The 23,528-nt window shown below is 43.3% G+C and carries 27 protein-coding genes and 1 other annotated feature; of the genes, 6 read left to right on the top strand and 21 right to left on the bottom strand.

Annotation, left to right across the window (positions count from 1 at the left end):
• Position 1: 1 nt before the first annotated feature.
• The 3 genes from murD to typA all read right to left on the bottom strand — a co-directional run bounded on the left by murD (position 2) and on the right by typA (position 3,561).
• Entirely contained in the window at positions 2-1,351 is a 1,350-nt protein-coding gene (murD, locus tag HMPREF9186_RS09195; RefSeq protein WP_009732393.1) for a UDP-N-acetylmuramoyl-L-alanine--D-glutamate ligase, read from the bottom strand.
• 90 nt (positions 1,352-1,441) lie between these two features.
• The gene (locus tag HMPREF9186_RS09190) at positions 1,442-1,690 is read right to left on the bottom strand and encodes a DUF3165 family protein (RefSeq protein WP_009732392.1); all 249 of its coding nucleotides are present in this window, start codon (positions 1,688-1,690) and stop codon (positions 1,442-1,444) included.
• A gap of 23 nt (positions 1,691-1,713) precedes the next feature.
• On the bottom strand, positions 1,714-3,561 hold the full coding sequence (gene typA, locus HMPREF9186_RS09185; protein ID WP_009732391.1) for a translational GTPase TypA: 1,848 nt from the start codon (positions 3,559-3,561) through the stop codon (positions 1,714-1,716).
• A 178-nt stretch (positions 3,562-3,739) separates the two neighbouring features.
• Between typA and HMPREF9186_RS09180 the strand changes: the two genes are divergently transcribed.
• Positions 3,740-4,465: a 16S rRNA pseudouridine(516) synthase gene (locus HMPREF9186_RS09180; RefSeq protein WP_009732390.1), complete on the top strand. Its 726-nt coding sequence runs from the start codon at positions 3,740-3,742 to the stop codon at positions 4,463-4,465.
• 44 nt (positions 4,466-4,509) lie between these two features.
• On the opposite strand, the gene HMPREF9186_RS09175 is transcribed toward HMPREF9186_RS09180, so the two are convergent.
• Both HMPREF9186_RS09175 and HMPREF9186_RS09170 read right to left on the bottom strand, forming a co-directional pair.
• Entirely contained in the window at positions 4,510-4,893 is a 384-nt protein-coding gene (locus HMPREF9186_RS09175) for a rhodanese-like domain-containing protein (protein ID WP_009732389.1), read from the bottom strand.
• Positions 4,893-5,111: a YqgQ family protein gene (locus HMPREF9186_RS09170; protein ID WP_037614205.1), complete on the bottom strand. Its 219-nt coding sequence runs from the start codon at positions 5,109-5,111 to the stop codon at positions 4,893-4,895. Before HMPREF9186_RS09170 ends, HMPREF9186_RS09175 begins: the two co-directional genes overlap by 1 nt.
• 87 nt (positions 5,112-5,198) lie before the next feature.
• On the opposite strand from HMPREF9186_RS09170, the gene HMPREF9186_RS09165 reads away from it, so the two are divergent.
• A complete protein-coding gene (locus tag HMPREF9186_RS09165) occupies positions 5,199-5,855 on the top strand; it encodes a prepilin peptidase (protein ID WP_037614204.1) in 657 nt (218 codons plus the stop codon).
• 10 nt (positions 5,856-5,865) lie between these two features.
• Here HMPREF9186_RS09165 and trpB read toward each other — a convergent pair whose 3' ends face one another.
• From trpB to asnA, 14 genes are all read right to left on the bottom strand, one after another.
• Positions 5,866-7,053 carry a tryptophan synthase subunit beta gene (trpB, locus tag HMPREF9186_RS09160; RefSeq protein WP_009732386.1) on the bottom strand — a complete coding sequence of 396 codons (1,188 nt, stop codon included), beginning with the start codon at positions 7,051-7,053 and terminating at the stop codon, positions 5,866-5,868.
• 124 nt (positions 7,054-7,177) lie between these two features.
• Positions 7,178-7,413: a binding site (T-box leader), on the bottom strand.
• Between the two features lie 67 nt (positions 7,414-7,480).
• Entirely contained in the window at positions 7,481-8,008 is a 528-nt protein-coding gene (locus HMPREF9186_RS09155) for a VanZ family protein (protein ID WP_051035318.1), read from the bottom strand.
• Complete coding sequence (rlmN, locus tag HMPREF9186_RS09150; RefSeq protein ID WP_009732384.1) at positions 7,995-9,083, bottom strand: 23S rRNA (adenine(2503)-C(2))-methyltransferase RlmN; 1,089 nt, start codon at positions 9,081-9,083, stop codon at positions 7,995-7,997. Before rlmN ends, HMPREF9186_RS09155 begins: the two co-directional genes overlap by 14 nt.
• Before the next feature lie 6 nt (positions 9,084-9,089).
• Entirely contained in the window at positions 9,090-9,665 is a 576-nt protein-coding gene (locus tag HMPREF9186_RS09145) for a YutD family protein (RefSeq protein ID WP_009732383.1), read from the bottom strand.
• 147 nt (positions 9,666-9,812) lie between these two features.
• Positions 9,813-11,525, bottom strand: a complete 1,713-nt coding sequence (locus tag HMPREF9186_RS09140; protein ID WP_009732382.1) for a cache domain-containing sensor histidine kinase — start codon at positions 11,523-11,525, stop codon at positions 9,813-9,815.
• Positions 11,522-12,256: a response regulator transcription factor gene (locus tag HMPREF9186_RS09135; RefSeq protein ID WP_009732381.1), complete on the bottom strand. Its 735-nt coding sequence runs from the start codon at positions 12,254-12,256 to the stop codon at positions 11,522-11,524. The genes HMPREF9186_RS09140 and HMPREF9186_RS09135 overlap by 4 nt, the downstream gene beginning before the upstream one ends.
• A gap of 58 nt (positions 12,257-12,314) precedes the next feature.
• Positions 12,315-13,436: a peptide-methionine (R)-S-oxide reductase MsrB gene (gene msrB, locus HMPREF9186_RS09130; RefSeq protein WP_009732380.1), complete on the bottom strand. Its 1,122-nt coding sequence runs from the start codon at positions 13,434-13,436 to the stop codon at positions 12,315-12,317.
• A gap of 11 nt (positions 13,437-13,447) precedes the next feature.
• Entirely contained in the window at positions 13,448-14,008 is a 561-nt protein-coding gene (locus HMPREF9186_RS09125; protein ID WP_037614227.1) for a redoxin family protein, read from the bottom strand.
• A 56-nt stretch (positions 14,009-14,064) separates the two neighbouring features.
• On the bottom strand, positions 14,065-14,388 hold the full coding sequence (locus HMPREF9186_RS09120) for a hypothetical protein (RefSeq protein WP_009732378.1): 324 nt from the start codon (positions 14,386-14,388) through the stop codon (positions 14,065-14,067).
• Between the two features lie 26 nt (positions 14,389-14,414).
• A complete protein-coding gene (gene ccdA2, locus HMPREF9186_RS09115; protein ID WP_009732377.1) occupies positions 14,415-15,125 on the bottom strand; it encodes a thiol-disulfide oxidoreductase-associated membrane protein CcdA2 in 711 nt (236 codons plus the stop codon).
• A 162-nt stretch (positions 15,126-15,287) separates the two neighbouring features.
• Positions 15,288-16,370: a SepM family pheromone-processing serine protease gene (locus HMPREF9186_RS09110; protein ID WP_009732376.1), complete on the bottom strand. Its 1,083-nt coding sequence runs from the start codon at positions 16,368-16,370 to the stop codon at positions 15,288-15,290.
• The gene (gene coaD / locus HMPREF9186_RS09105; protein WP_009732375.1) at positions 16,354-16,842 is read right to left on the bottom strand and encodes a pantetheine-phosphate adenylyltransferase; all 489 of its coding nucleotides are present in this window, start codon (positions 16,840-16,842) and stop codon (positions 16,354-16,356) included. Before coaD ends, HMPREF9186_RS09110 begins: the two co-directional genes overlap by 17 nt.
• Positions 16,832-17,371, bottom strand: a complete 540-nt coding sequence (gene rsmD, locus HMPREF9186_RS09100) for a 16S rRNA (guanine(966)-N(2))-methyltransferase RsmD (RefSeq protein ID WP_009732374.1) — start codon at positions 17,369-17,371, stop codon at positions 16,832-16,834. Before rsmD ends, coaD begins: the two co-directional genes overlap by 11 nt.
• Before the next feature lie 248 nt (positions 17,372-17,619).
• Complete coding sequence (asnA, locus tag HMPREF9186_RS09095; protein WP_009732373.1) at positions 17,620-18,612, bottom strand: aspartate--ammonia ligase; 993 nt, start codon at positions 18,610-18,612, stop codon at positions 17,620-17,622.
• A gap of 160 nt (positions 18,613-18,772) precedes the next feature.
• On the opposite strand from asnA, the gene HMPREF9186_RS09090 reads away from it, so the two are divergent.
• The 4 genes from HMPREF9186_RS09090 to HMPREF9186_RS09075 are packed head-to-tail and all read left to right on the top strand — an operon-like array spanning position 18,773 to position 21,540.
• The gene (locus HMPREF9186_RS09090; RefSeq protein WP_009732372.1) at positions 18,773-19,450 is read left to right on the top strand and encodes a helix-turn-helix domain-containing protein; all 678 of its coding nucleotides are present in this window, start codon (positions 18,773-18,775) and stop codon (positions 19,448-19,450) included.
• Between the two features lie 2 nt (positions 19,451-19,452).
• A complete protein-coding gene (locus HMPREF9186_RS09085; protein ID WP_009732371.1) occupies positions 19,453-20,865 on the top strand; it encodes a Y-family DNA polymerase in 1,413 nt (470 codons plus the stop codon).
• Positions 20,862-21,233: a hypothetical protein gene (locus HMPREF9186_RS09080; protein ID WP_009732370.1), complete on the top strand. Its 372-nt coding sequence runs from the start codon at positions 20,862-20,864 to the stop codon at positions 21,231-21,233. The genes HMPREF9186_RS09085 and HMPREF9186_RS09080 overlap by 4 nt, the downstream gene beginning before the upstream one ends.
• Entirely contained in the window at positions 21,214-21,540 is a 327-nt protein-coding gene (locus tag HMPREF9186_RS09075) for a DUF5960 family protein (RefSeq protein WP_009732369.1), read from the top strand. Before HMPREF9186_RS09080 ends, HMPREF9186_RS09075 begins: the two co-directional genes overlap by 20 nt.
• A 52-nt stretch (positions 21,541-21,592) precedes the next feature.
• Here HMPREF9186_RS09075 and HMPREF9186_RS09070 read toward each other — a convergent pair whose 3' ends face one another.
• Together HMPREF9186_RS09070 and HMPREF9186_RS09065 are read right to left on the bottom strand one after the other, a co-directional pair.
• Positions 21,593-22,309, bottom strand: a complete 717-nt coding sequence (locus HMPREF9186_RS09070; RefSeq protein WP_006146163.1) for a YebC/PmpR family DNA-binding transcriptional regulator — start codon at positions 22,307-22,309, stop codon at positions 21,593-21,595.
• Positions 22,310-22,429: 120 nt separating this feature from the next.
• Entirely contained in the window at positions 22,430-23,527 is a 1,098-nt protein-coding gene (locus HMPREF9186_RS09065) for a nucleotidyltransferase (protein WP_009732368.1), read from the bottom strand.
• Between the last annotated feature and the right edge of the window lies 1 nt (position 23,528).

Genomic DNA, 23,528 nt, shown 5'->3' with positions numbered 1-23,528 from the left:
CTTATTTAAACCCTTTTACTGTAGCAAGGAATTCATCCCCACGCACTTCAAAATTCGGATACATATCCCAGCTGGCGTTGGCAGGACTTAATAGGACAACATCTCCAGGACTGGCCAACTCGAAGGCCTTCTTTGTCGCATCTGCCACATCTGCTGCATCGACATAAGGGACGCCTGCTTTATCGGCTGCGCGTTTCACTCGAGGAGCTGATTCCCCTAGAATCACCATTTCTTTTAGACCAGCAATGTGAGGCACTAAGTCATCGAACTCATTGCCACGATCGAGCCCTCCTGCAATCAAGATAACCTTGCTGTTATCAAAACCAGAAAGAGCTTTTTGTGTGGCTAAACTATTGGTCGATTTACTATCATTGTAGAATTTAACACCTTGAATTTCATCCACATATTGAAGACGGTGTTTGACACCCCCAAAGGCTGACAAGGTTTCTTTAATGACTTCATTCTCCACTCCACGGACTTTTGCAACAGCAATCGTTGCCAAGGCATTCTCTACATTGTGACTACCTGGAACGCCGATCTCATCCGCGCGCATAACAACTTCTCCCTTAAACTTGAGAAGTCCATCTTCCAAATAGGCCCCATCCACTTTTTCGACCGTTGAAAATGGAAGGACCCTTGCCTTGGTTTTTGTAGCAAGTTCCTTGGCCAGGTCCTGGTTGAAGTTCAAGACAATGACATCTTTTTCTGTCATATTCTTTTGAAGATTCCATTTGGCAGCTACATAATGTTCGAAAGAACCATGATAGTCGATATGGGTTGGCATGAGGTTGGTAATCACTGCAATCTCCGGATGGAAAGCTTCAATCCCCATCAATTGGAAAGAAGACAATTCCATGACCAAGACTTCCTTTTCTGTCGCTGTTTGTGCAACTTGACTAGCTGGAAAACCAATATTTCCAGACAATAGACCGCCTTGGCCGGCAGCTGTCAAGACTTCACCGATCATGGTTGTCGTCGTCGTTTTTCCATTTGATCCTGTAATCCCAATGATCGGCGCATCTGAAACCAAGTAAGCTAATTCCACTTCAGTAAGGACTGGGATGCCTTTTTCCAGCGCTTTTTCAACCATCGGGTTTGAATAAGGAATTCCTGGATTCTTGACCATAAGCGCAAAGTCTTCATCCAACAACTCCAGAGGGTGGCCTCCTGTAACGACTTTAATTCCTTCTTCTAGTAAACTTTGAGCTGCTGGGTTTTCTTCAAAGGGTTTGCCATCATTGACGGTCACAATCGCTCCTAGCTGATCCAACAAACGGGCTGCTGACTCACCCGATTTGGCCAAACCTAATACAAGAACCTTTTTATTTTCAAATTGTTTCACAAATTTCATATTTTTGTCGCTCCATTTTTATCACCCTCTATTTTACCTTTTTTTAGCAAAATTAAAAAGCCCAAAGGGCTTTAAAAATCACGTCACTGTTTATTTTTTCTGTTTGGTTGTCATTCTGGAAATATCTACCAAAGCCAGATAGCCAACAAAGGCTAGAAAGGCGCCGACAAAAAACTCGGACGGTAGTTGGAAGATCTGAAAAATGGCCAGACAAGTTAAAACAATAATTGAGACGATCAAGACCACCATGGTGACACTGTTCAAGGTGCCACGAATACTTTTTGGGGTCATAAAAAGGTAAAAAAGGAGAATCAAAATCCCTAAGATAAAATAGACCATTTTGTTTCTCCTTTCTTTTCGTATTATTCAGCTGCAGCTGATTTTTTCTTTTTATTTGCTTTTTCGCGTTCTGCTTTATTCAAAATTTGTTTACGCAAACGGATGGATTCTGGTGTTACTTCCATATACTCATCGTCGTTCAAGAACTCAAGAGATTCTTCCAAAGTCAAGATACGAGGAGTCTTGATAACCGCTGTTTGGTCTTTGGTCGCTGAACGAACGTTGGTCATTTGTTTCGCTTTCGTGATGTTCACCGTCAAGTCATTCTCACGAGAGTTTTCCCCAATGATCATTCCTTCGTAAACTTCTGTACCTGGGTTGACAAAGATGGTACCACGTTCTTCGATGGACATGATAGAGTATGTGGTTGCTTTCCCGTTATCGATCGAAACAAGAGCACCACGGTGACGACCACCGATTTCACCTGGAATCACTGGCAAGTATTGGTCGAAGGTGTGGTTCATGATTCCGTAACCACGTGTCATTGACAAGAACTCTGTTGAGTAGCCAATCAAACCACGCGCTGGAACAAGGAAGACTAAACGAGTTTGACCATTTCCAGTAGCTACCATATCCAACATTTCACCTTTACGTTCAGAAAGGCTTTGGATAACAGATCCTTGGTATTCTTCTGGTGTATCGATTTGCACGCGCTCAAATGGTTCACATTTGACACCATCGATTTCCTTGATGATAACTTCTGGACGAGATACTTGCAATTCGTACCCTTCACGACGCATGGTTTCGATTAGGATAGACAAGTGCAATTCCCCACGTCCTGAAACCGTCCATTTATCTGGTGAATCTGTTGGGTCAACACGAAGAGATACGTCTGTTTGCAATTCCGCTTGCAAGCGTTCTTCAACTTTACGAGAGGTCACCCATTTTCCTTCACGACCAGCAAATGGTGAGTTATTCACCAAGAAGGTCATTTGAAGTGTTGGTTCATCAATGCGAAGGATTGGAAGAGCTTCAACTGCATCTGTCGGTGTGATCGTTTCTCCAACGAAGATATCTTCCATACCAGAAATAGCGATCAAGTCACCCGCTTTAGCTTCTTGAATTTCACGACGTTCCAAGCCAAAGAAACCAAAGAGTTTGGTAACACGGAAGTTCTTAGTCGTTCCATCCAATTTAGAAAGGGTTACTTGGTCCCCGACTTTTACAGTACCACGGAAGATACGTCCGATACCGATACGACCTACAAAGTCATTGTAGTCAAGAAGCGATACTTGGAATTGAAGAGGTTCATCTGAGTTATCAACTGGAGCAGGGATGTGGTCGATAATGGTATCAAAGATCGGTGCCATGGTTTTTTCTTGATCTGCTGGATCATCTGAAAGTGAAGAGGTTCCATTGATCGCAGATGCATAAACAACCGGGAAATCAAGCTGGTCATCATCCGCACCAAGCTCGATAAAGAGTTCCAAGACTTCATCCACTACTTCTGCTGGACGAGCAGATGGCTTGTCGATTTTATTCACCACAACGATTGGAACCAAATCTTGTTCCAAGGCTTTTTTCAATACGAAACGAGTCTGTGGCATGGTTCCTTCGTAGGCATCTACGACTAAAACAACACCATCGACCATTTTCATGATCCGTTCCACTTCTCCACCGAAGTCCGCGTGTCCTGGAGTATCCATGATATTGATGCGAGTTCCGTCATAAGCAACGGCGGTATTCTTCGCAAGGATCGTAATTCCGCGCTCTTTTTCAATATCGTTTGAGTCCATTGCACGTTCTTGCAATTCTTTGCGTTCATCCAAGGTATGCGATTGTTTCAACAATTCGTCTACCAAGGTTGTTTTTCCGTGGTCAACGTGGGCAATGATCGCAACGTTACGAATATCTTCTCTTAATTTTGTCATGATTTCCTCTATATAATTTTAAATAATATTTCTAACTGAACAATTATACCACAGTCCTGTTTAAAAAACACAGTTCAGCTAGTTGTAAATGTTTTCATCCTCATTTCTTTTCTCCGACTCGATTTCCTTTTCTTTTCATGATACACTGGTTACAAAACTTTCAGAAAAAGAGGTGCCCATGAGATTAGATCAATTGATGGCAAGTCACCAGTATGCTCGAAAAGACATCAAACAATTGCTTGCAAAAAGACAAATCTTGGTCGATCACCTACCTGCTAAAAAGCTATCACAAAATATTGATCCTGGACTCCAAGAGATTCAAATAGGACCAAAGACCATTCATGAACCGCGTCACCACTACTACATGCTCCATAAACCAATCGGAGCCGTGACTGCAAAAAGAGATGCCCAGCATCCAACAGTCATCGAGCTGGTGGATCCCCAACAAGAATATCCAGATCTCTATCCACTTGGGCGCCTCGATCGCGATACCAGTGGCTTGCTCCTGATCACAGATAATGGTCCTTTAGGTTTTCAACTGCTCCATCCTCAATACCATGTGGAGAAAGTCTATGAGGTAGAAGTCAACGGTCCACTCCTTACAACTCACATTGAGCAATTTCAGGACGGCATTACCTTCAAAGACGGCCCCATCTGCAAACCTGCCTCCTTAACTATCCTAGAGAGTCGTTTCAACTACAGCAAGGCCCAAGTCCAAATCTCAGAAGGAAAATACCACCAAGTGAAAAAAATGTTCTTAGCCATCGGGGTCAAAGTGATGACCTTAAAACGCTTGTCTTTTGGTCCTTTCACCTTGGATCCTCAGTTAGCTCCTGGTGAAAGTCGACTTCTGAATGACATTGAACTTGCTTGGATCAAAGACTACCTTGAAAAAACGAGATAAAAAGAGCTCTAACTACACACTTGGTGCAGTTAGAGCTCTTTTTATTAAGCGTCTTTTTTCACTTTTCCGTTCCAAGAGTCAAGACCATAAGACAAGACATAGATGTCTGTATAGCCCTGTTTCTTAAGATAGAGAGCTGCGTTGGTCACACGAGAACTCCGACTATTCTCATAAAGCAAAATTGGTTTGTCCTTGCGCAAGGCAGCAAGGCTCAACTTCAACTGAGTAGAAGGAATGTTACGCGCTCCTAAAATATGCTTAGCATGAAACTCAGCTGGCTCTCGCAGGTCAATCAACTGCCCTTGACGAATGAGCTCTTCAAACTCTGCATTGTCCACAAATTTGGCAGCTTTACGGATGCGGAAATAATTAAAGGCCATCCATCCAAACAATCCTAAAACAACCAACCAAAAAATGATATTTCCCATTACTCTACCTCACTCTTTTTCAAAAATTCTAATTCTTGCTTGTGCTCTCTTCTTAAAACAGTTTCAGCTTCTATATAATCGAGCCGTTCCATCAGGCCAGCATCATAAAGACGTTGAAGCTCAATTTTCATCAATTCGATGTCATAGAGGCGCTTCCCCACATAAATGATGATTCCAAAACGTTTTAAAAATTGTTGAACATCATACAGGTTTTTCATGTTCATTATTGTATCAAATTTAGAAAGGCTTTACAAGATTTTCAAGTAAATGAGGAAATTTTTCGATTGGTTTACGAATAAATAAGTATGATCAACTTTTATTTTTTTACCATTGGTACTTGCATCGCCTCTTTTTTGGGACTAGTTGTCGATCGCTTTCCCAACCAATCCATCCTCGTTCCTCGCAGTCATTGCGACCATTGTCAGCATGTCCTTGGAATTTGGGACCTCATCCCTATCATCTCACAACTCATCCACCGTTTTCGTTGTTGCTATTGTCATCAGACCTATCCTGTTTGGTACTGCCTTTTTGAGGTCTGGAGCGGTCTTCTCTTTTTAGCCTGTGCCAACAGCCACCTTTCTCTGTCTCAACTTCTAACACTACTGGGGGCTGCTATCTTAGGCATATACGACCTTCGTTTTCTGGAATACCCCGTGGTCATCTGGTGCTGCCTCCATGCCCTGGTTCTCCTTTTCTCAGGTGGCAATCTCCTCATGCTAGTCTTTTTACTCCTTGCGCTAGGGGCTCACTTTTTCTTTATCGGAATGGGGGCAGGGGATTTTCTCTTACTAGCCACCTTTTCGCTGACCTTTTCCCCAAGCAAGATCCTCTTTCTCATTCAGATCGCATCTATCTTAGGGATCCTCGTTTTTGCCCTCAAAAAAGAAAGAGACCGGATTCCCTTTGTTCCCTGTCTCTTTCTCAGTTATCATGCTTTACTGCTTTATACAATGTTTTGCTGATAGGTTCTTCTTATTTTGCAGCTTTCGCTTCTAGATAATCTGCAATAGCAGCTACGTCCTTATCCCCACGTCCTGAAACATTAATGATGATGATCTTGTCTTTATCCAGTTTTGGAGCACGTTTAACCGCTTCTGCAATCGCGTGTGAGCTTTCGATAGCTGGGAGGATCCCTTCTGTCTTACTGAGAAGAAGAAGGGCTTGAACTGCTTCATCATCTGTCGCTGCTACGTATTCAACACGACCAGAGTCTTTAAAGAAGGCATGCTCTGGACCAACCCCTGGGTAGTCCAAACCAGCAGAGATTGAGTACACTGGCGCTACTTTTCCATCTTCTCCAAAGACAGCATAGGTCTTCATGCCATCGACAACTCCAACTGTCCCCTTGGTCATGGTCGCTGCGTGCTGATCAGTATCCAAACCATGACCTGCCGCTTCAACACCGACCAATTTGACTTCTTCATCACCTACATATTGGGAGAAGGCACCGATGGCATTGGATCCCCCACCGACACAGGCAATGACATAGTCTGGCAAACGACCTTCTTTTTCCAAGATTTGACGTTTAGACTCTTCACTAATCACCTTTTGGAATTCATGCACAATGGTTGGGTAAGGGTGAGGGCCAACAGCAGAACCCAAAACGTAAAAGGCATCGAGGTCTGCCATCCATGCTCCAAAAGCAGCATCAACAGCGTCTTTCAAGGTCCTAGTACCTGTTTCAACCGCATGGACGGTTGCCCCCATCATTTCCATACGGAAGACATTGAGACGTTGGCGTTCCACATCTTCTGCTCCCATGTAAACATCACAGGCCATACCAAATTTAGCTGCTGCAGCTGCTGTAGCCACACCGTGTTGACCGGCTCCTGTTTCAGCAATCACGCGCGTTTTGCCCATACGTTTGGCCAAGAGGATTTGCCCCAAGACGTTATTCAATTTATGAGAACCTAGGTGATTCAAGTCTTCGCGCTTCAAATAAATTTTCGCCCCACCTAAATGATCTGTCAAACTTTCCGCAAAGTAGAGCGGTGTTTCCCGTCCAGAATAATCTTTCAGATAATGTTTGTATTCTGTGATAAATTCTGGGTCATTTTTATACTGTTCAAAGGTTGCCTCTAATTGATCGAGCAAGTTTTGAATAGGTTCTGGTACGAAAGATCCACCAAATTGTCCGAAATATCCTTTTGTGTCTGTCATGATTGTGTCCTCTTTTCTATCTCTTCAATTCTGTTTATGATCTTTTTTCTCTCTCGCTGGTCCTTGGAGCTGCAGTCTCACTGGATTCCTTTGAGATACAAAAAAACTCACACAGAAAAATCTGTGTGAGGACGATTCGATACCGCGGTGCCACCTCCATTGTAGGAAGATAGTCTTTCTCCTACATCTCTGACCTGTCTAACAACAGGGTGCACGATAAGGTGTGCTCACCGAATTTTTATTGTTTCAAATTCATCATCATAAACGCATCAGCCCATTTCAAGATTCACCACTGCTTGTTCACAATCACCACAAGCTCCCTGGAAGTGAGAAAAACCTCTACTTTTCTGATGTCTTGAAGCTATTATAGCTCCCGCTTCTGACTTTGTCAACAAAAATTTTAAAAAGCGGCTGAAATGTTCGGATTTTACATTTCCCCATTTTTTGCTAGCAATCGTGCTCGGTGATACTGAAAGCCTAAATAAGCCAGATAAGCCCCTAAGGTATTGGTCCACAAATCATCTAGCTCGAAGACACGATTGGCATCAAACAAGAGGTCTAACAGAACTTGGCTGCATTCAATCCATAGACTTAGACCAAAGCCAAAGAGTAAAACCCGGTTGCGACTCCTCAACCTGGGCCATAGCCAGAGGAGTTGAAAGACCAGCGGGCTTAACAAAAAGATATTGGCTACGTTTTGGAGAATGACCTTAATGAGTTGGATGAGACTGGTAATCTGGCCAAGATTCATCACCGAATTAAGAGGAACTAGCAAGACGACGATGCGACCGAAATGTTGAATCCCCGGTGTTTCCATACCTGGCTCTGGCTGTTGGGGCAAAAAACACATCAGACACAAGAGGATAAAATAGAAGAAGCTGCTACTCCGTAACAGCTTTCTTCCTCTTTTTGTTAGTTCTGTATGATCCATCAGCCCTTGTTTAAGGTTGCGCATGTTGAACAATTGCTTTCTCCCGATCCCGTTTCATGGTATTTGAACGCAATTGGCCACAGGCAGCATCAATATCTGTACCGTGCTCTTGACGGACTACACAATTGACACCATGTTTTTTCAAGGTATCATAGAATGCCATGACCCGTTCTTTTGGACTCCGGCTGTATTGGTCATGCTCACTGACAGGATTGTAAGGAATCAAGTTAACATAAGACAATTTCTTGATATTCTTGAGCAATTCTGCCAACTCTAAGGCTTGCTCAACCCCATCATTGACTTCATTCAACATGATGTACTCAAAGGTCACCCGACGGTTCGTAGTCTCAATATAGTATTCAATCGCCGCAAACAATTTTTCAATTGGAAAAGCCCGGTTGATTTTCATGATGCTAGAGCGCAAGTCGTTATTTGGAGCATGAAGAGACACTGCCAAATTGACCTGCACACCTTCATTTGCAAAGTCACGAATTTTATGGGCCAAACCAGAAGTTGATACGGTAATATGACGAGCACCAATCGCTAATCCCTTGTCATCGTTGACCGTCCGGATAAATTTCAAGACATTGTTATAGTTGTCAAATGGTTCTCCGATCCCCATGACAACGATATGGCTGACCCGCTCATCTTGGCCTCGTTCATCAAAGTATTTTTGAACCAACATGATTTGAGACACAATTTCCCCATTATTCAAATCTCGTTGTTTCTTGATCAAACCAGAAGCACAGAAGGTACAACCGATATTGCATCCTACTTGAGTCGTTACACAGACAGATAAACCATAGTGCTGACGCATCAAGACAGTCTCAATCAACATCCCGTCTGGCAATTCAAAGAGGTATTTGACTGTTCCGTCTGCTGACTCTTGCACGATTCGTTGCTTAAGTGGGTTGACGACGAACTGATCATTTAACTTCGCAATTAAGTCTTTGGATAGGTTGGTCATTTCTTCAAAGGACTGGACGCGTTTGCGATAGAGCCATTCCCAGATTTGTGTTGCACGGAATTTCTTTTCGCCATTTTCTTCCGCCCAATCAATCATATCTTGGCGTGTTAAACTATAAATGGATGGTTTCATTCTTTTTTACTCCTCTTTTTGTCGAATCACAAAATGACGTTTGTTGTCCGACTTCGTTGCCTTTTTAGTCTCAGCAGACGATCTTGTTTTTTTCGAGTTTTTCGCTGGCTGTCCCTTTTCGCGTTCTCGTTTTTGGAAACGATCTTTTTGTTTGCGATTGCGCGAACGCTTTTTAGGTTCTCTTGCTTCTGATTGAGCCTTTTTGACCGGTGATTTCTTATCAAAAGAAGCACGATGAGGCTCCTTATTTTCAAGGACAAAATAAGCACACCCATAGCTACAATACTCTAACAAATAATCGTCTAAGCGACTTAATTTGTCCATCGTTGCAACATCGCGCTCTTCCTTATAGAAGCCACGCAAGCGCAACTGCTCATTGCTCCAATCACCAACAATGTAATCAAACTTGGTTAAAATTTCAGAAAATCGCTGACCAAAAACAGTCGCATCAAAAGCTTCCTTCTCATTTTTCAAGAGCTCAAAGGAGAGGTTTTCTGAACGGATTTGGTCTCCTACCTGATGAAAGACAGGTCCAGGAAATTTATTGTAATTATATAATTCAGGGTCAATCTCTTTTCGCATAGTGTTCCTTCATCAAAATCTATTTACTGTAACACTTTATTTTATCATAAATTTGATGACTTGCGTTAGATTTGACTAGAAAAGAGTTGAAATTCAACATTGAGAGTTTCCAAAAGGAAAAAGAGACAAAGAAAGCAATCTTTGTCTCTATACATGTTCATCAGATGATGAAAGGGGCAAAAAAAGAGTAATTTTGGTATAGCTATTGGCCTTAGAATCAATCTCCATACGATAAGCTTCGCCAAATTGAAGATGCAATCGTTGGTCCACATTGTTCAAGCCAACACCTCCTAAATGAAGAAGGGTTTGGTCTGTTGAATCTGATCGGTCAAACCCTCGTCCATTGTCAAAAATCGATACGCAGGCGTAGTCTCCACTGACTTCAGTCGTCACTCGAATGAGACCTGGCCGATCGATCTCTTTAATGCCATGGTAAATCGCATTTTCCACTAAGGGCTGGAGCACCAATTTGGGGAGCTGATAGTCGCCCAACCGTTCATCTTCTAGAATTTCATAGTTGAGCTTTTCACCATAACGTTGCTTCTGAATGAAAAGATACTGGCGGACATGGTCAATTTCATCTCCCAGTAGGATTTGTTCCTGGCCTTGGTTGAGAGCCAGTCGAAAATATTGAGCCAGAGACTTAGTGATGTCGACCACGCGCCGACTATCATTAAACTCCGCCATCCAGACAATCGTATCCAAGGTATTGTAGAGAAAATGCGGATTAATCTGAGCCGAAAGTGCCCGTAACTCATAACGCCGCGCGTTTTGCTCCTCTTCCTTAACCTGTTGCATGAGGTTATCGATTTGGTCCAACATGGCATTAAAAGCTTGAGCGAGGTCCACCAATTCTGGAGATCCTTTGGCCGCAGCTCTCACGTGAGCATCTCCTGCTCCAATCCTCAAAATGATAGTCTGAAAGTCTCGTAAGGGTTTGATCCACAAACGCAGAACAAAGCCGATCCCTATTAAACACATGATCAAAGCTAGTAATCCTAGGCCAATAAAAGAGTACAGGAGCTGCGACTGAAGCATCTGAAGTCCTTCAAGTGAAGCCACTCCAATCAAGGTCCAATCACTATTTGGAATCGGAACTTGATAGATAAAATTCTGCCCTCCTTTTGCATAACCATCTGTCACAGCAATATAGGGCTGCATGGCCTGCATTTCTTGGCTGGAGGAATAGACCGCTTTTTTAGGATGGTAGACAAACTCATGCTTTTGATTAATGATAAAACTAAAGCCTTGTTTCCCTAGTTGCAGGTGATCCAAGTAAGCCTGAAGGCTATCGTAGCCAATATCCAAGCGTACTACTCCGAGATTTTGACCAGCCTGATCGACCACTTCTTGGGTAATAGAAACCACCCATTTTTCTTTTTCCGAAGTCAAGGATTCCTTTCGAGCCGGCGTCAAGACCGGCATGGCTCTTTCCTTAATCGCCTCTTGATACCAACTTTCATTCATCATATCTGAAGAAGTCTGCATGCTGATTTTGGAATCTGTCGCTACCAGACGTCCATCCTTGGTCACCAAGACCGCTGAGACCAGGTCCGGATCCGTTTCAATCATCGTTCGCATCAGGTGTTGAACCGTTTCTTGATCCGCACTCCTATCTTGAGCAAATTGGCGAACAGCCTGTTCCTTGCTCAGAACTGTTGTGGTCTGCTTTAACTTTTTTAGATAAGACGTAATAAACTGACTACTTTGATCGATACTATTTCTTGTCGTCCGCTCCGTTAGCTGGCGGATCGCCCCTGAACTCGTTTGATAGTAAAGGCTACCGATAAGACCAAAAAGTAGGAGAATGAAGAGGAAAAAGTAGAGGACCAGCTGGATCAGCAAGGGATATCGTTTCATTCATGCTCTCCTTTTTTGTACTGCCTTGGCGTCACCCCAACAACCTGCTTAAAGCGTTGAGAAAAATAGTTCATATCTTCAAAACCAACCTGATCGGCGATCTCATAAATCTTTAAATCTGTCGTGAGAAGCAAGAGGCGAGCCTTCTTCATTCGCTCTTGGATGAGGTATTCTTGGAAAGGAAGTCCCAATTTTTTCTTGATCAATACACTTAGATAAGAGGAACTGAAGCCAAGTTGATAGGCCAAATCCTTCAGGGTTAACTGCGAATCTGCTAAACGAGCATGAATGGCTTCTTCCAACTCTGTCGAATAACCATGGCTGACCAAATCTTCGACTTGCGCCTTCTTTCGCTCTTTGTCTAGCTTTCCTTTCACCTTGGCTAACATCTCTTCAATATCATCTTTTGAGAAAGGCTTTAGCAAATAATCATCCGCACCTAACTTGATGGCTTTCCTCGCAAACTCAAAGTCATCATAACCTGTCAAAAAAATGATATGGCAAGACGGTGATTGCTCTTTAACGAGATGGGCCAGATCCAAGCCATTCATTTGTGGCATGTTGATATCGGTTAGAAGGATATCGGCTGGTTGCTCTTGAAACTTCTCCCAAGCCTCACGCCCATTTTCTGCCTGATTGATGACGGTCATTCCAAACTGTTCATAATCCACTAAGGAAGTCAGTCCCTGCCGGATAAGCTCTTCATCTTCCACAATCATGATCGCATACATGTCTTTCACCTACTTGTTTTTGCTATATTTATTATAGCAAATTATAGATCGAATTGTCTCAGACATAGTCCAACAAATAGCCGTAGCCCTTTTCCACCATCTCTGCTTTAGGGATGAATTTGATTGACAAGCTATTGATGCAGTAACGAAGACCACCTTTTTCCTTAGGTCCATCAGTAAAGACGTGGCCTAGATGGGAATTTCCCACACGGCTCCGAACTTCTGTCCGAGTCATATTGAAACTCTTATCTTCCTTGTAGGTTGCCACATCCGGACTGATCGGTCGGCTAAAGCTTGGCCAACCACAACCAGAATCAAATTTATCTTTTGAGGAGAAGAGAGGCTCTCCTGTTACGACATCCACATAGATGCCCGCTTCAAACTTATCCCAATAGCGGTTAGAAAAAGCACGCTCTGTATCATTCTCTTGCGTCACTGCATATTCTTCGGGCGATAACTTCTTCTTGATCTCTTCATCGCTCGGTTTTGGATAGCGACTAGCGTCAATAACCGGATAAGAAGCTTGATTCACATCAATGTGACAATAGCCATTCGGATGTTTCTGTAGATAGTCCTGATGGTAGTCTTCAGCCTTGATGAAATTGGTCAGTGGCTCTTTTTCCACTGCTAACGGTTTGTCGTATTTTTTTGATACCTCTTCAAAGACTTGGTTAATAGTTGGAAGATCCCCTTGAGAGACATAATAGACACCTGTTCGGTATTGAGTCCCTTGATCGTTTCCTTGACGATTCTTCGACGTTGGGTCGATAATCCGGAAATAATGCAGGAGCAATTCTTTCAGAGATACCTGCTTGACATTGTAAGTGATGTGAACTGTTTCAGCATGGCCTGTTTGAGGGACTAATTCATACTTGGTCGTTTCTCCCTTTCCATTGGCATAGCCTGATACGGCATCAATCACACCTGGGACACGGGAGAAATATTCCTCTACGCCCCAGAAGCAACCACCAGCCAAATAAATTTCACGCTGATCCTTTGGATCAACCTTTTCATTTGTTTCCTTTTTGGCTACTGGAGTCTGACTCATCGATGCTTTTTTAATCATCTCAGTGCTTATTTCTGATTGATCCATTCCGTTTGCTCCCTTACTATAGAAAAAGAAACCAATAGATAATAAGCCAATGAGAAGGATAGCAAACACTTTCCATTTTGTTTCCATTGTCTATCTCCTTACTGCATGTTTTCTAGGGTCTTGAGGATATCCTCTTTATTCATATAGCCAATATGACTCTTCGATAACGTCCCATCACTATTGATAAAGAGTGCCGATGGATAAGACCGAATCCCATACTCTTTTAACAGCTCCCCTTTACTATCCAGCAAGACTGGGAAATCCTTGTAATCCAAAGACTGGTACCAGTTTTTGAAATCTGCTTCCGATTTTTCACCATTAAAAGTTGGAGCTACAACGGATAAAACCACATAATCCTTACCCGCCTCTTCTTTTGCCAACTCATTGGTATCCTCTAATGTCGACAGGCAAATAGAGCACCAGGAAGCCCAAAATTTGAGATAAATTTTCTTCCCTTTGTAATCAGATAAGCGGTAGGTCTTGCCATCCACTCCTTGCAGGCTAACATCCTTCACTTTCTTGCCAGATGGTTGCCTAGCCCCAGCCTTGGCTGTTTGTTGGCTCATGTCTTTATTGGAATTGGCCATTCCTTGGCTTGAACAAGCGCCCAGAAGTCCAGCGCATACGAACCCAGTAGTTACTAAAGCTAATTTTTTCATCATTATCGCCTCTTTAAACAAGGAGAAAGTCATCCTCAGATGACCTCTCCCTTCTTTCATTCTTTGTCTGATTTCATATCAGATGATTCACTCTTTTCATCTTTCATTTCTGAATCGCTGGATTTCATCTCATCCTTTTTCATATCATCCTTCATTTCAGAACTGCTGTCAGACATCATAGATGAATCTTTCATGTCTTCTTTTTTCATTTTATCATCGGACATGGACGAATCCTTCATGTCATCCTTCTTCATATCGTCCTTCTTCATCATACTACTATCGTCCGTTTTTTTCATGTCTGAATCTGATTTCTGTCCAGAACAAGCTGCTAAAGTGACGATGCTAAGTGTAGCAATGGTAAGTGTAAGAAATTTTTTCATGATTTTTCTCCTTTAATCATTCAAGATTAGTGAAACAGGGATGCGAGGCTATTAAGATTTCCTAGCATCAGCAAGATACCCATCAAGATGATGAGGGCACCACCAATTTTTTTCAAGGTTCCCATATGGGGCTTGAGTTTAGCAAAATGTTGTAGAACCCAGCTAGAAGCTAGAGCCAAGACTAAGAAGGGTAGCGCCAAGCCTAATGTATAGACCAGCATCAGGAGAGCGCCTTGTAAAGCCCCATCTCCTCCAGAAGCGGCAATGGCTAAAACAGAGCTCAAAACTGGTCCGACACAAGGGGTCCAACCAAAACTGAAGGTGACCCCTATCAGAAAAGCATTGAAGACTTCATTGCGATTTTCGTCCTTCTTCAGTTGGATACTCCTTTGTTTTTGGAGTTGCTGAAGATTGATGAGGCCCATCTGATGGATTCCCAATAAGATCACAATCCCTCCTAGCAGATAGCGAAACCATTGAGCATAAAGCACCTGGCCAAGGGCCCCTGCACCGTATCCTAGAATCAGGAAAACAGTTGATAGACCTGCGATAAAACAAAGAGTCTTCACCAGGCCATACCAAGAAATGTCTCTTCCAAAAATTCGAACCGTCTTCACACGTTCAGAATCCAATAGAATTCCTACATAGACTGGCATCAGTGGCAAAATACATGGGGAGAAAAAGGATAGAACTCCCGCTAAGAATACTGAAATGGAAAACAAACTGGTTTGAATCATTTCACTACCTCCCTTTCTTTCTGATACCAGTATAAAGAAAAAATCCCTCTAAAAATAGAGAGATTGATAAGCAAAAACTTGAATTTGATTAGAAGGTGAATCTTCCTATCTGCTAACTCTACCTCGTACTTTCAAGTATGAGACTGATCTAGCAAGATACTTCTAATTCTTTTTCAAATAATCAATGGCATCTTGAAGGGTTTTGACGGGCACAATTTTCATCTTCGAATGGATTTGTTTTGCTGCATCTTTAGCGGTTTCGTAGTTTGATTTAGCCTTGGGATTGGCTTTCTTTTCTTCTTTAGAAACTGGGTTATTAGGAGCAAAGAAGATTTCTGCTCCTTCTTTATCTGCTGCAACGACTTTCTTGTCAATCCCACCGATATCGCCAACCGTTCCATCTTGGTTAATGGTTCCTGTCCCAGCAATATGGCGTCCCTGACGAAGGTCTGGATCCGCTACTTGGGTATAGATGGACAAACTAAACATCATCCCGGCACTTGGACCACCGATGCCAGCTGTCGCAAACTCAATTGGCACGTCACTCTTCACTTCTGTCCGGTCAATCAAGCTAATTCCAATTCCATTCTTACCATTGACTAACTCAATAATCTTTCCTTCAGCCGTCTTGGTCTGTCCATCTTCTGTGTAGGTCACTGAGATCTTGTCCCCAACTTTTTGAGAACCAACATACTCGATGAGCTCTTTTGAGCTCTTGAAGGTTTTGTCATTCACAGCGATAACTGTATCCGTAACATTTAAAATACCTTTAAAAGTAGAATCCTCCATGACTTCCATGACGTAGACACCCAAGAATTCCATCTCTGTCTCTTTACCAGCAGTTTTCAACCCTTGGTATTTGGCCATATTTTGCGAGGTTTCCATATAGAATTGATTCATCCTGAAAAATTCCTCACTGGAACTGCCACCAGTCATTTCTTGTTTAGAGTGGATATCTGTAAAAGGTGTCACCCAAGCATAGATCAAATCAGCCGGAGTTGCTTCTTTCACTGCCACGGTTACAAAATCATAGGATCCTGACTTGGTATCCATTTTTCCATCCACTGTCATGACGGATCGAATATCTTCGGCCGTTCCCGGCATCTCAATATAATAGGGAAGGCGAATCACAAAAGCAGCTAGCAAGAGAAGCAAGAAAAGAACTCCTGCAATCGGCCATCGGTATTCTTTCAACCGTCCTTTTTTCTTTTTAGGGGTCAAGCTTGGTTTATTCGCTTGTGTCATCTTTGATTTCCTCCATTACACTCTCTGGGACATAAGGTGAGATATCCTGCTGAAAAGCCAGCAACTCTCGAATACGGGTTGAACTAATGGCCTGGTAAGGAGGCTGGGCATAGAGATAAACCGTCTCCAATTCAGGAGCCAACTGGTGATTAAAATAATCCATATTGGCTTCGTAAACCAGATCCTGTGCATTGCGCAAGCCTCGGATCAAGGTCACCGCACCAAGATTACGCGCCACTGTCACAGCCAACTCTTGAGTCGACGTCACAATTTCAACATTTTCCAAATGAGCCAAGGCCCCTTCTACCATGCGCACGCGCTGCTCAATAGAAAAGAGTCCGACTTTTTCCGGATTATAAAAAATTCCGACATAGACACGGTCAAACAAGCGGCTCGCCCGCTCGATCAATTGCACATGCCCAATGGTAATCGGATCAAACGATCCTGTAAACAATCCACTTCTATCTGACATATACTGTTACCTTACTAATTCCATAGATTTTTTCTTTCCAGATTCCCACTTGTCCGATTTCCTCAGGAAGTTCTACATGTTTATCGGTTTCGCACACAATCATGATGTTTTCTGATAAGAGATGGCGCTCGCACAAGGTTTCGATATCGCGGACAATCTCTTCCTTGGCATAAGGCGGGTCTAAAAAAACCAGATCAAAGGTGCCCGTTAGAAGCCCTAAGGCCTGCTTGGCCTCCATTTTTAGCAGTTGAAACCGTTCCTTTTCCTTGGTCATGGCAATATTGGCTGCTATAATCTCCTGCGCTCTGCGATCTCTTTCCACTAGAACGGCCTCTGACATGCCTCGAGAAACGGCTTCGATAGAGAGACCACCGCTTCCAGCATAGAGATCCAGCACTCTTCCACCGTCAAAGTAAGGACCAATCATATTGAACATGGCCCCTCTGACCTTATCAGAAGTCGGCCTGGTTGTTTTTCCTTCAAGTGTTTTGAGGGGACGTCCCCCATAGGTTCCAGATACTATTTTCATAGGGACCATTATACCAAAAAAAATCAGAAAATTGCGATTTGATATGGTCAAGCGACAATTAAAAGAGGCTGGGACAAAAGTCCTAGCCTCTTAATTGTTTTTGGATTGTCGAGCAAGACGCAGTGGTTGAGTGGGCTCTACTACGCTGATTTCATCAGCTTTTACAGCCCTACTCAACTGTGCGGAGGTGGGACGACGAAATCGAATTCTAACGAATGACCGATTTCTGTCCCACTCTCTTTCTTTCCTTATAGGATATTTTCATATTCATCACGGACAGATTGAGGCCAGACACTGGTTTGGACTTCACCGATATGTTTCTTACGAAGCAAGAACATAGCCAAACGAGATTGCCCGATCCCTCCACCAATTGTGAGTGGGAAAAGACCGTTTAATAAGGCCTTGTGCCACTCTAATTGGAGACGATCTTGGTCCCCTGTAATCGCAATTTGACGGCGAAGCGTTTCCTCATCGACACGGATTCCCATTGAAGACAACTCAAAGGCTGAACCTAGGACATCATTCCATACAAGGATATCACCATTCAATCCCTTGTAGCCATTTTCAGATTCTGTTGTCCAGTCATCGTAGTCAGGTGCGCGTCCATCGTGTGGTTTGCCATCTGCCAGCTCTCCACCAATCCCAATCAAGAAAACAGCTCCGAATTCTTTGGCAATGGCATTTTCACGCTCTTTTGGAGTTAAGTCTGGATAGCGTTCCACCAATTCTTCAGTGTGAATGAAGGTGATTTGTTTTGGAAGGACAGACTCAATATCATAACGCGCTTCTACTGCTAGTTCTGTTAACCGAATCGCCTTGTAAATTTTTTCAACTGTTTCTTTAAGGTAGGCGATGTTGCGTTGACCATTTGGAATGACTTTTTCCCAGTCCCATTGGTCCACATAAACAGAGTGGATGGCGTCTAGCGAATCTTCATCTGGACGAAGAGCCTTCATATGGACGAAGAGGCCTTCGCCTTCGCCAAACCCAAAACGTGCCAAGGTATGGCGTTTCCATTTCGCAAGTGAATGCACGACTTCATAAGTCTCATCAGGAATTTGAAGGACCTTTACAGATACCGGATGTTCAATCCCAGAAAGGTTATCTTGCATCCCGTCTCCGACCTTGCTCAAAATTGGCCCTTGGACTTCAATGATGTCCAATTTATCTTTTAAATATTGTGTGAAAGTCGTTTTAACAAACGAAATTTCTTTTTGTTGGTGTATAAAACTTTTTTTCATATAATCCCTCGTTGATAGAAGTTGTAAAACTGATTATACTCTTTTTTCACTTAAAATCCAAGTCTTTCCATCCCCTTATAACGGAATTTTTCTCTTGCAAAAGGATTTTATTTTTGATAAACTATATGTAACCTTTAAAACGTTACATAGGAGAAGCGACATGTTTGATGCAAAAAAACTAAAAGAAAGACGCCTGGAAAAAGGCTTGACCCAAGCAGATGTCTACGAGGATCTCAAAATTTCTCGCAAGACTTACTCCAGTTGGGAGAATGGCTTAGCGGAGCCACACGAAAAAAATCTCAGGAGGTTGGCCAAGCGCCTCTCCGTTAAAGAGGACTACTTTATTAACAAAGAGTCTGCACTCTACACCTACCCTTTATTAACCCCACCTCATCAAAAGAAAGTCGACCAATTGGCCAGCCAGTTATTAGAGCAGCAGCAAAAAGTTGTTTCCTTGACGGCTTATAAGGTTCTTTCAATTGAGCTGGCAGCTGGTTTAGGACATACCTTTTATGATAACGAAACAGACTATGAAACCGTCTATTTTGACAAAGAGATCCAGCATGACTTCTCATCTTGGGTATCCGGAAATTCCATGGAACCTCTCTACCCCAATGGCTCTGTTGCCCTCATGAAGCAGACCGGATTTGACTATGATGGAGCTGTCTACGCCCTCATCTGGAATGGAAAAACTTACATCAAGAAAGTCTATCGGGAAGCGGAAGGCTTGCGCTTAGAATCCATCAACCCTGATTATGACGATTTATTTGCTCCTTATGAAGACGAGCCCAAAATCGTCGGTATTGTAGTCGGGCATTTTCTTCCTCTTGAGGTGTAAGTATGCTATTTGATTATTCACGTGAGCCTCATTCTGATATTGCTTTTGTGGATATGAAAAGTTTTTATGCTAGCTGTGAGTGTGTCCGTCTGGGCCTAAATCCCCTGACTACTTCTCTTTGCGTCATGAGCCGGAGCGACAATTCTGCTGGTCTAATTTTGGCCAGCTCCCCCGTTTTCAAACAAGTCTTTGGCAAGAAAAATGTCAGCCGGAGCTACGACCTGCCTTTTGATCTCAAGACCAGAAAATTCAATAGCTACGTCGCAAAAAAACAAGGATTGCCGACGGATCCATCCTTTATTGCATCCATTGAATCCTGGGCCAAGAGGACTCTGATTGTGCCTCCACGGATGAATGCCTACATTCAGGTCAATATGGAGATTCAGAAGGTCTTTCAGGAATTTGCGGCACCAGATGATATTTTCCCTTACTCGATTGACGAAGGCTTTATCGATCTGACTTCTTCCTTAAATTATTTTATTCCAGATTCCTCCCTCTCTCGAAAGGAAAAACTGGATCTCCTTTCTGCCAGAATCCAAAAAAGGATCTGGCAGGAAACTGGAATCTACTCTACCATCGGCCTCAGCAACGCCAATCCCCTTCTTGCCAAGCTAGCCTTGGACAATGAAGCCAAGCATTGTCGAAATATGCGCTGCAATTGGTCTTATGAAGATGTAGAAAGGAAGGTCTGGAAACTGCCCCAGCTCACTGATTTTTGGGGCATTGGACGTCGCACTGAAAAACGATTGCAAGGGATCGGGATCACATCAATTAAAGAACTGGCTCAGGCTCATCCCGATCTCTTAAAGAAAGAATTCGGAGTCATGGGTCTTCAACTGTGGTTCCATGCTCATGGCATTGATGAAAGCAATGTCCACAAGCCTTATCGTCCGAAATCACGAGGCATTGGTAACTCTCAAATCTTGCCCTATGACTACTATCTACAAGCCGACATTGAACTGGTATTTCGGGAGATGGCTGAACAGGTGGCTATTCGCTTGCGACGGAAAAAAAAGAAGACCCAGCTGGTCTCCATTCATGCCTCCTACTCCAAAATCGAGGGGCTTCCGTCCATTCACTGCCAGCAAAAGATTGAACCCACCCAATCTACCAAGGTTTTATCCGATACGGTTCTGCGGCTTTTTCGCTCCAAGTACAAAGGCGGAGCCATTCGGCAGATTGGTGTTTTTTATGGAGAACTTGTCGAGGAGTCCCTCCAATTCTTTTCTCTCTTTGATGATCCAGTAGCTCTGGAAAAAGAGGAAAAACTCCAGCAGACCATTGACCGCATTCGGGATCAATTTGGCTTTACCTCTCTTCAGAAAGGCTCCTCACTACTAGAAAACTCACGCGCCATTGCACGCAGTAAACTAACAGGCGGACATTCCGCAGGAGGCTTAGATGGATTAACATGATCGACCGTTCTTATCTCCCTTATCAATCCGCACGCGAATTTCAAGACCGTGGCATGGCCAAATGGGCCGGCTTCTTTTTATCTGAGCACACAACTGCCCTGGATACAAAAGAAATTGACCGCAGTCAGCTCAACGTTCTTCCTCTTTCTGAACAGATCCAGCTCTTGGAGCAGGCCTTCCAACAACAAACGACGATCTCGATTACGACTCTAGAGGGGAATCAATTTGCAACCTACACAGGTTCGATTCACACCTTATCTGCTTCTGAGCTTCTTCTCAAAAGCAATGGCCACTACCACCGGCTTCTTCTGACCTCTATCATTTTTATTGAAGCTGAGGAAACACCCTATGAAACCTATTCAGACTAAACACGAATTACAATTTGATTATTTTTCAGAGAATTACCACCAATTTGAGACAGACTTTTACAAGTGGGCGGCTACTTCTACGCCACTCGTCTTTTTAGAAGACGATATTCTCCACTCTATGGCAGCAGGCCAGCGAAACTACTTTCGTCTTCACCATACCAAAAGTCGGGATCATCGAGACCATTATTTCTATTTTAAGGTTTCCACACTCTCCCAATCACCCCTGACCCGTATTTACGCTTATACAGGCCATCACTTACAAAAGATAGATCCTCATCAGACAGAGAAAAAGGATAGCTTGATCTGAGAAGCTATCCTTTTTCTTAATTTATGGGATTCACTATAGTCCGTAAGAGTGATTAGAATCCATCTACGTTTGTGTAGATTTTTTGTACGTCCTCATCGTCTTCAAGAACGCTGTAAAGTTTTTCAAATGTTTCCAAATCTTCACCTGACAACTCAACTTCTGATTGAGGAATCATTTCCAATTCTGTTACTTGGAATTCTTCGATACCAGATTCCCGCAAAGCAACGATCGCTTTGTGAAGATCAGTTGGAGCAGTGTAGACTGTGATCGTTCCTTCTTCTGCTTCTACATCATCTACATCCACATCTGCTTCAAGCAAAAGCTCAAAGATGGCATCCGCATCATCACCTGCAAAGACAATGACACCCTTGTTGTCAAAGAGGTAAGATACAGAACCAGAAGCTCCCATGTTACCGCCGTTTTTACCAAAAGCCGCACGGACATTGGCAGCTGTACGGTTAACGTTTGACGTCAAGGTATCAACGATCAACATTGAACCATTTGGTCCGAACCCTTCGTAACGCCCTTCTGTAAAGGTTTCGTCAGTGTTTCCTTTTGCCTTGTCGATCGCTTTATCAATCACGTGTTTTGGCACTTGCGCTTGTTTAGCACGGTCGATAACGAATTTCAAAGCAGTATTCAATTCTGGATCTGGTTCACCCTTTTTAGCGGCTACATAGATCTCCACACCAAATTTGGCATATACTTTTGAGTTAGCACCATCTTTGGCAGTTTTCTTGGCTACAATATTGGCCCATTTACGTCCCATGAGGATTCTCCTTAATTTTTTTCAAATTATTTTCAATCTTTTATATTATATCACAAATCATAAGACTTGGAAGAGTTTTTTGCGCATCATCCAGGATGGAACTACTCTACCAACCATCCATTATTCATCTCTTAGTCTCACTGGCACCCGACCCCAGATCTGTTCTGGCAATTGGGGATGGCCTAGCTGATACACCTGATCCGCTTGTTGGGTCAAACTGTCCCAAGGTTCCTTACCAATCCGCGTCACCAAGTCCACTTGACCTTTTAGTGACTTGAGGTGGGCCTGTCCCTTTGCGGAAAATCCTAAGACATGAATGGCATCTGGAAGAGCTTGATCCATCGCCCCTACCAATATGTAGATCAAGATGCGGCGGACACGAGCTTTGGTATAGCGCTTGGTTGCGACTTTCTCCACCAGGTCTTCCACAGAGCTCGCACCTCGAACCGCATCCTTTAACCGATTGGCCAGTTCTTCATTGACCTGAAATATCTGTGTCAGATCCGGATGAGTTAGGATTTGATAACGGAGCAGTTGGTCATAATCCTCCCAAGACACCTGTGGAGCCGACTGAAAGAGTTGGCTATTGGGCATGAATCTAGCGACAAAGTCCTGATCTTCCTTGTGTAGACGTAGACTAGTCGCAGAAGCATAAGCTACCTCTTTTTCCTCCGAATGGTAGCCCGCACCCTGACGTTGGATAGCCTTGAGCGCAATCCCCTTTCCAGCACAAGCCTTGACATAAGCCAACCCTAAGATATGATTGGGAGTATCTCCTGTGAACTCCACTCCAGCAAAGCTTTCCCACATTTTTTGGGTCTTCTGTGGATAGGATAAATCGTCAGGAAGGCTTCGCAAGAAAGCTTCCATTTCCACTTCTTTCTCAGAGTAAACAGTTGCAATCGCTTGGTAATCTAAGACCTCTTCTGTCCCAAAGGTCAATTGGTCGATTCCCAGACGGAACAAGATCTCCACCGCTCCCTTGGCAAAATGATCCGCCGACTGAACAGACACGAGAAAGGGGAGCTCGACCACCAGGTCTGCTCCATCTTCTAAAGCCATCTGCGCGCGAATCCACTTGTCTACAATGGCAGGCTCGCCACGTTGGACAAAATTCCCAGACATGGCAACGATTTTCAGCCCTTCTGCCTGTTCCAGCAGGTACTTGTGCCCATTGTGAAAGGGATTAAATTCTGCAATAATTCCTGTAACTGTCATG

Source organism: Streptococcus sp. F0442 (genome assembly GCF_000314795.2).
Taxonomy (GTDB): Bacteria; Bacillota; Bacilli; order Lactobacillales; family Streptococcaceae; genus Streptococcus.
The sequence above is the reverse complement of the archived record's forward strand: the minus strand, read 5'-3'. Positions and strand labels throughout refer to the sequence as shown.

What these genes read in the sequence shown, in the direction of transcription:
- murD (WP_009732393.1), bottom strand. Translation starts at nt 1,351, where the DNA reads ATGAAATTTGTGAAACAATTTGAAAATAAAAAGGTTCTTGTATTAGGT.
- HMPREF9186_RS09190 (WP_009732392.1), bottom strand. Translation starts at nt 1,690, where the DNA reads ATGGTCTATTTTATCTTAGGGATTTTGATTCTCCTTTTTTACCTTTTT.
- typA (WP_009732391.1), bottom strand. Translation starts at nt 3,561, where the DNA reads ATGACAAAATTAAGAGAAGATATTCGTAACGTTGCGATCATTGCCCAC.
- HMPREF9186_RS09180 (WP_009732390.1), top strand. Translation starts at nt 3,740, where the DNA reads ATGAGATTAGATCAATTGATGGCAAGTCACCAGTATGCTCGAAAAGAC.
- HMPREF9186_RS09175 (WP_009732389.1), bottom strand. Translation starts at nt 4,893, where the DNA reads ATGGGAAATATCATTTTTTGGTTGGTTGTTTTAGGATTGTTTGGATGG.
- HMPREF9186_RS09170 (WP_037614205.1), bottom strand. Translation starts at nt 5,111, where the DNA reads ATGAAAAACCTGTATGATGTTCAACAATTTTTAAAACGTTTTGGAATC.
- HMPREF9186_RS09165 (WP_037614204.1), top strand. Translation starts at nt 5,199, where the DNA reads ATGATCAACTTTTATTTTTTTACCATTGGTACTTGCATCGCCTCTTTT.
- trpB (WP_009732386.1), bottom strand. Translation starts at nt 7,053, where the DNA reads ATGACAGACACAAAAGGATATTTCGGACAATTTGGTGGATCTTTCGTA.
- HMPREF9186_RS09155 (WP_051035318.1), bottom strand. Translation starts at nt 8,008, where the DNA reads ATGCGCAACCTTAAACAAGGGCTGATGGATCATACAGAACTAACAAAA.
- rlmN (WP_009732384.1), bottom strand. Translation starts at nt 9,083, where the DNA reads ATGAAACCATCCATTTATAGTTTAACACGCCAAGATATGATTGATTGG.
- HMPREF9186_RS09145 (WP_009732383.1), bottom strand. Translation starts at nt 9,665, where the DNA reads ATGCGAAAAGAGATTGACCCTGAATTATATAATTACAATAAATTTCCT.
- HMPREF9186_RS09140 (WP_009732382.1), bottom strand. Translation starts at nt 11,525, where the DNA reads ATGAAACGATATCCCTTGCTGATCCAGCTGGTCCTCTACTTTTTCCTC.
- HMPREF9186_RS09135 (WP_009732381.1), bottom strand. Translation starts at nt 12,256, where the DNA reads ATGTATGCGATCATGATTGTGGAAGATGAAGAGCTTATCCGGCAGGGA.
- msrB (WP_009732380.1), bottom strand. Translation starts at nt 13,436, where the DNA reads ATGGAAACAAAATGGAAAGTGTTTGCTATCCTTCTCATTGGCTTATTA.
- HMPREF9186_RS09125 (WP_037614227.1), bottom strand. Translation starts at nt 14,008, where the DNA reads ATGAAAAAATTAGCTTTAGTAACTACTGGGTTCGTATGCGCTGGACTT.
- HMPREF9186_RS09120 (WP_009732378.1), bottom strand. Translation starts at nt 14,388, where the DNA reads ATGAAAAAATTTCTTACACTTACCATTGCTACACTTAGCATCGTCACT.
- ccdA2 (WP_009732377.1), bottom strand. Translation starts at nt 15,125, where the DNA reads ATGATTCAAACCAGTTTGTTTTCCATTTCAGTATTCTTAGCGGGAGTT.
- HMPREF9186_RS09110 (WP_009732376.1), bottom strand. Translation starts at nt 16,370, where the DNA reads ATGACACAAGCGAATAAACCAAGCTTGACCCCTAAAAAGAAAAAAGGA.
- coaD (WP_009732375.1), bottom strand. Translation starts at nt 16,842, where the DNA reads ATGTCAGATAGAAGTGGATTGTTTACAGGATCGTTTGATCCGATTACC.
- rsmD (WP_009732374.1), bottom strand. Translation starts at nt 17,371, where the DNA reads ATGAAAATAGTATCTGGAACCTATGGGGGACGTCCCCTCAAAACACTT.
- asnA (WP_009732373.1), bottom strand. Translation starts at nt 18,612, where the DNA reads ATGAAAAAAAGTTTTATACACCAACAAAAAGAAATTTCGTTTGTTAAA.
- HMPREF9186_RS09090 (WP_009732372.1), top strand. Translation starts at nt 18,773, where the DNA reads ATGTTTGATGCAAAAAAACTAAAAGAAAGACGCCTGGAAAAAGGCTTG.
- HMPREF9186_RS09085 (WP_009732371.1), top strand. Translation starts at nt 19,453, where the DNA reads ATGCTATTTGATTATTCACGTGAGCCTCATTCTGATATTGCTTTTGTG.
- HMPREF9186_RS09080 (WP_009732370.1), top strand. Translation starts at nt 20,862, where the DNA reads ATGATCGACCGTTCTTATCTCCCTTATCAATCCGCACGCGAATTTCAA.
- HMPREF9186_RS09075 (WP_009732369.1), top strand. Translation starts at nt 21,214, where the DNA reads ATGAAACCTATTCAGACTAAACACGAATTACAATTTGATTATTTTTCA.
- HMPREF9186_RS09070 (WP_006146163.1), bottom strand. Translation starts at nt 22,309, where the DNA reads ATGGGACGTAAATGGGCCAATATTGTAGCCAAGAAAACTGCCAAAGAT.
- HMPREF9186_RS09065 (WP_009732368.1), bottom strand. Translation starts at nt 23,527, where the DNA reads ATGACAGTTACAGGAATTATTGCAGAATTTAATCCCTTTCACAATGGG.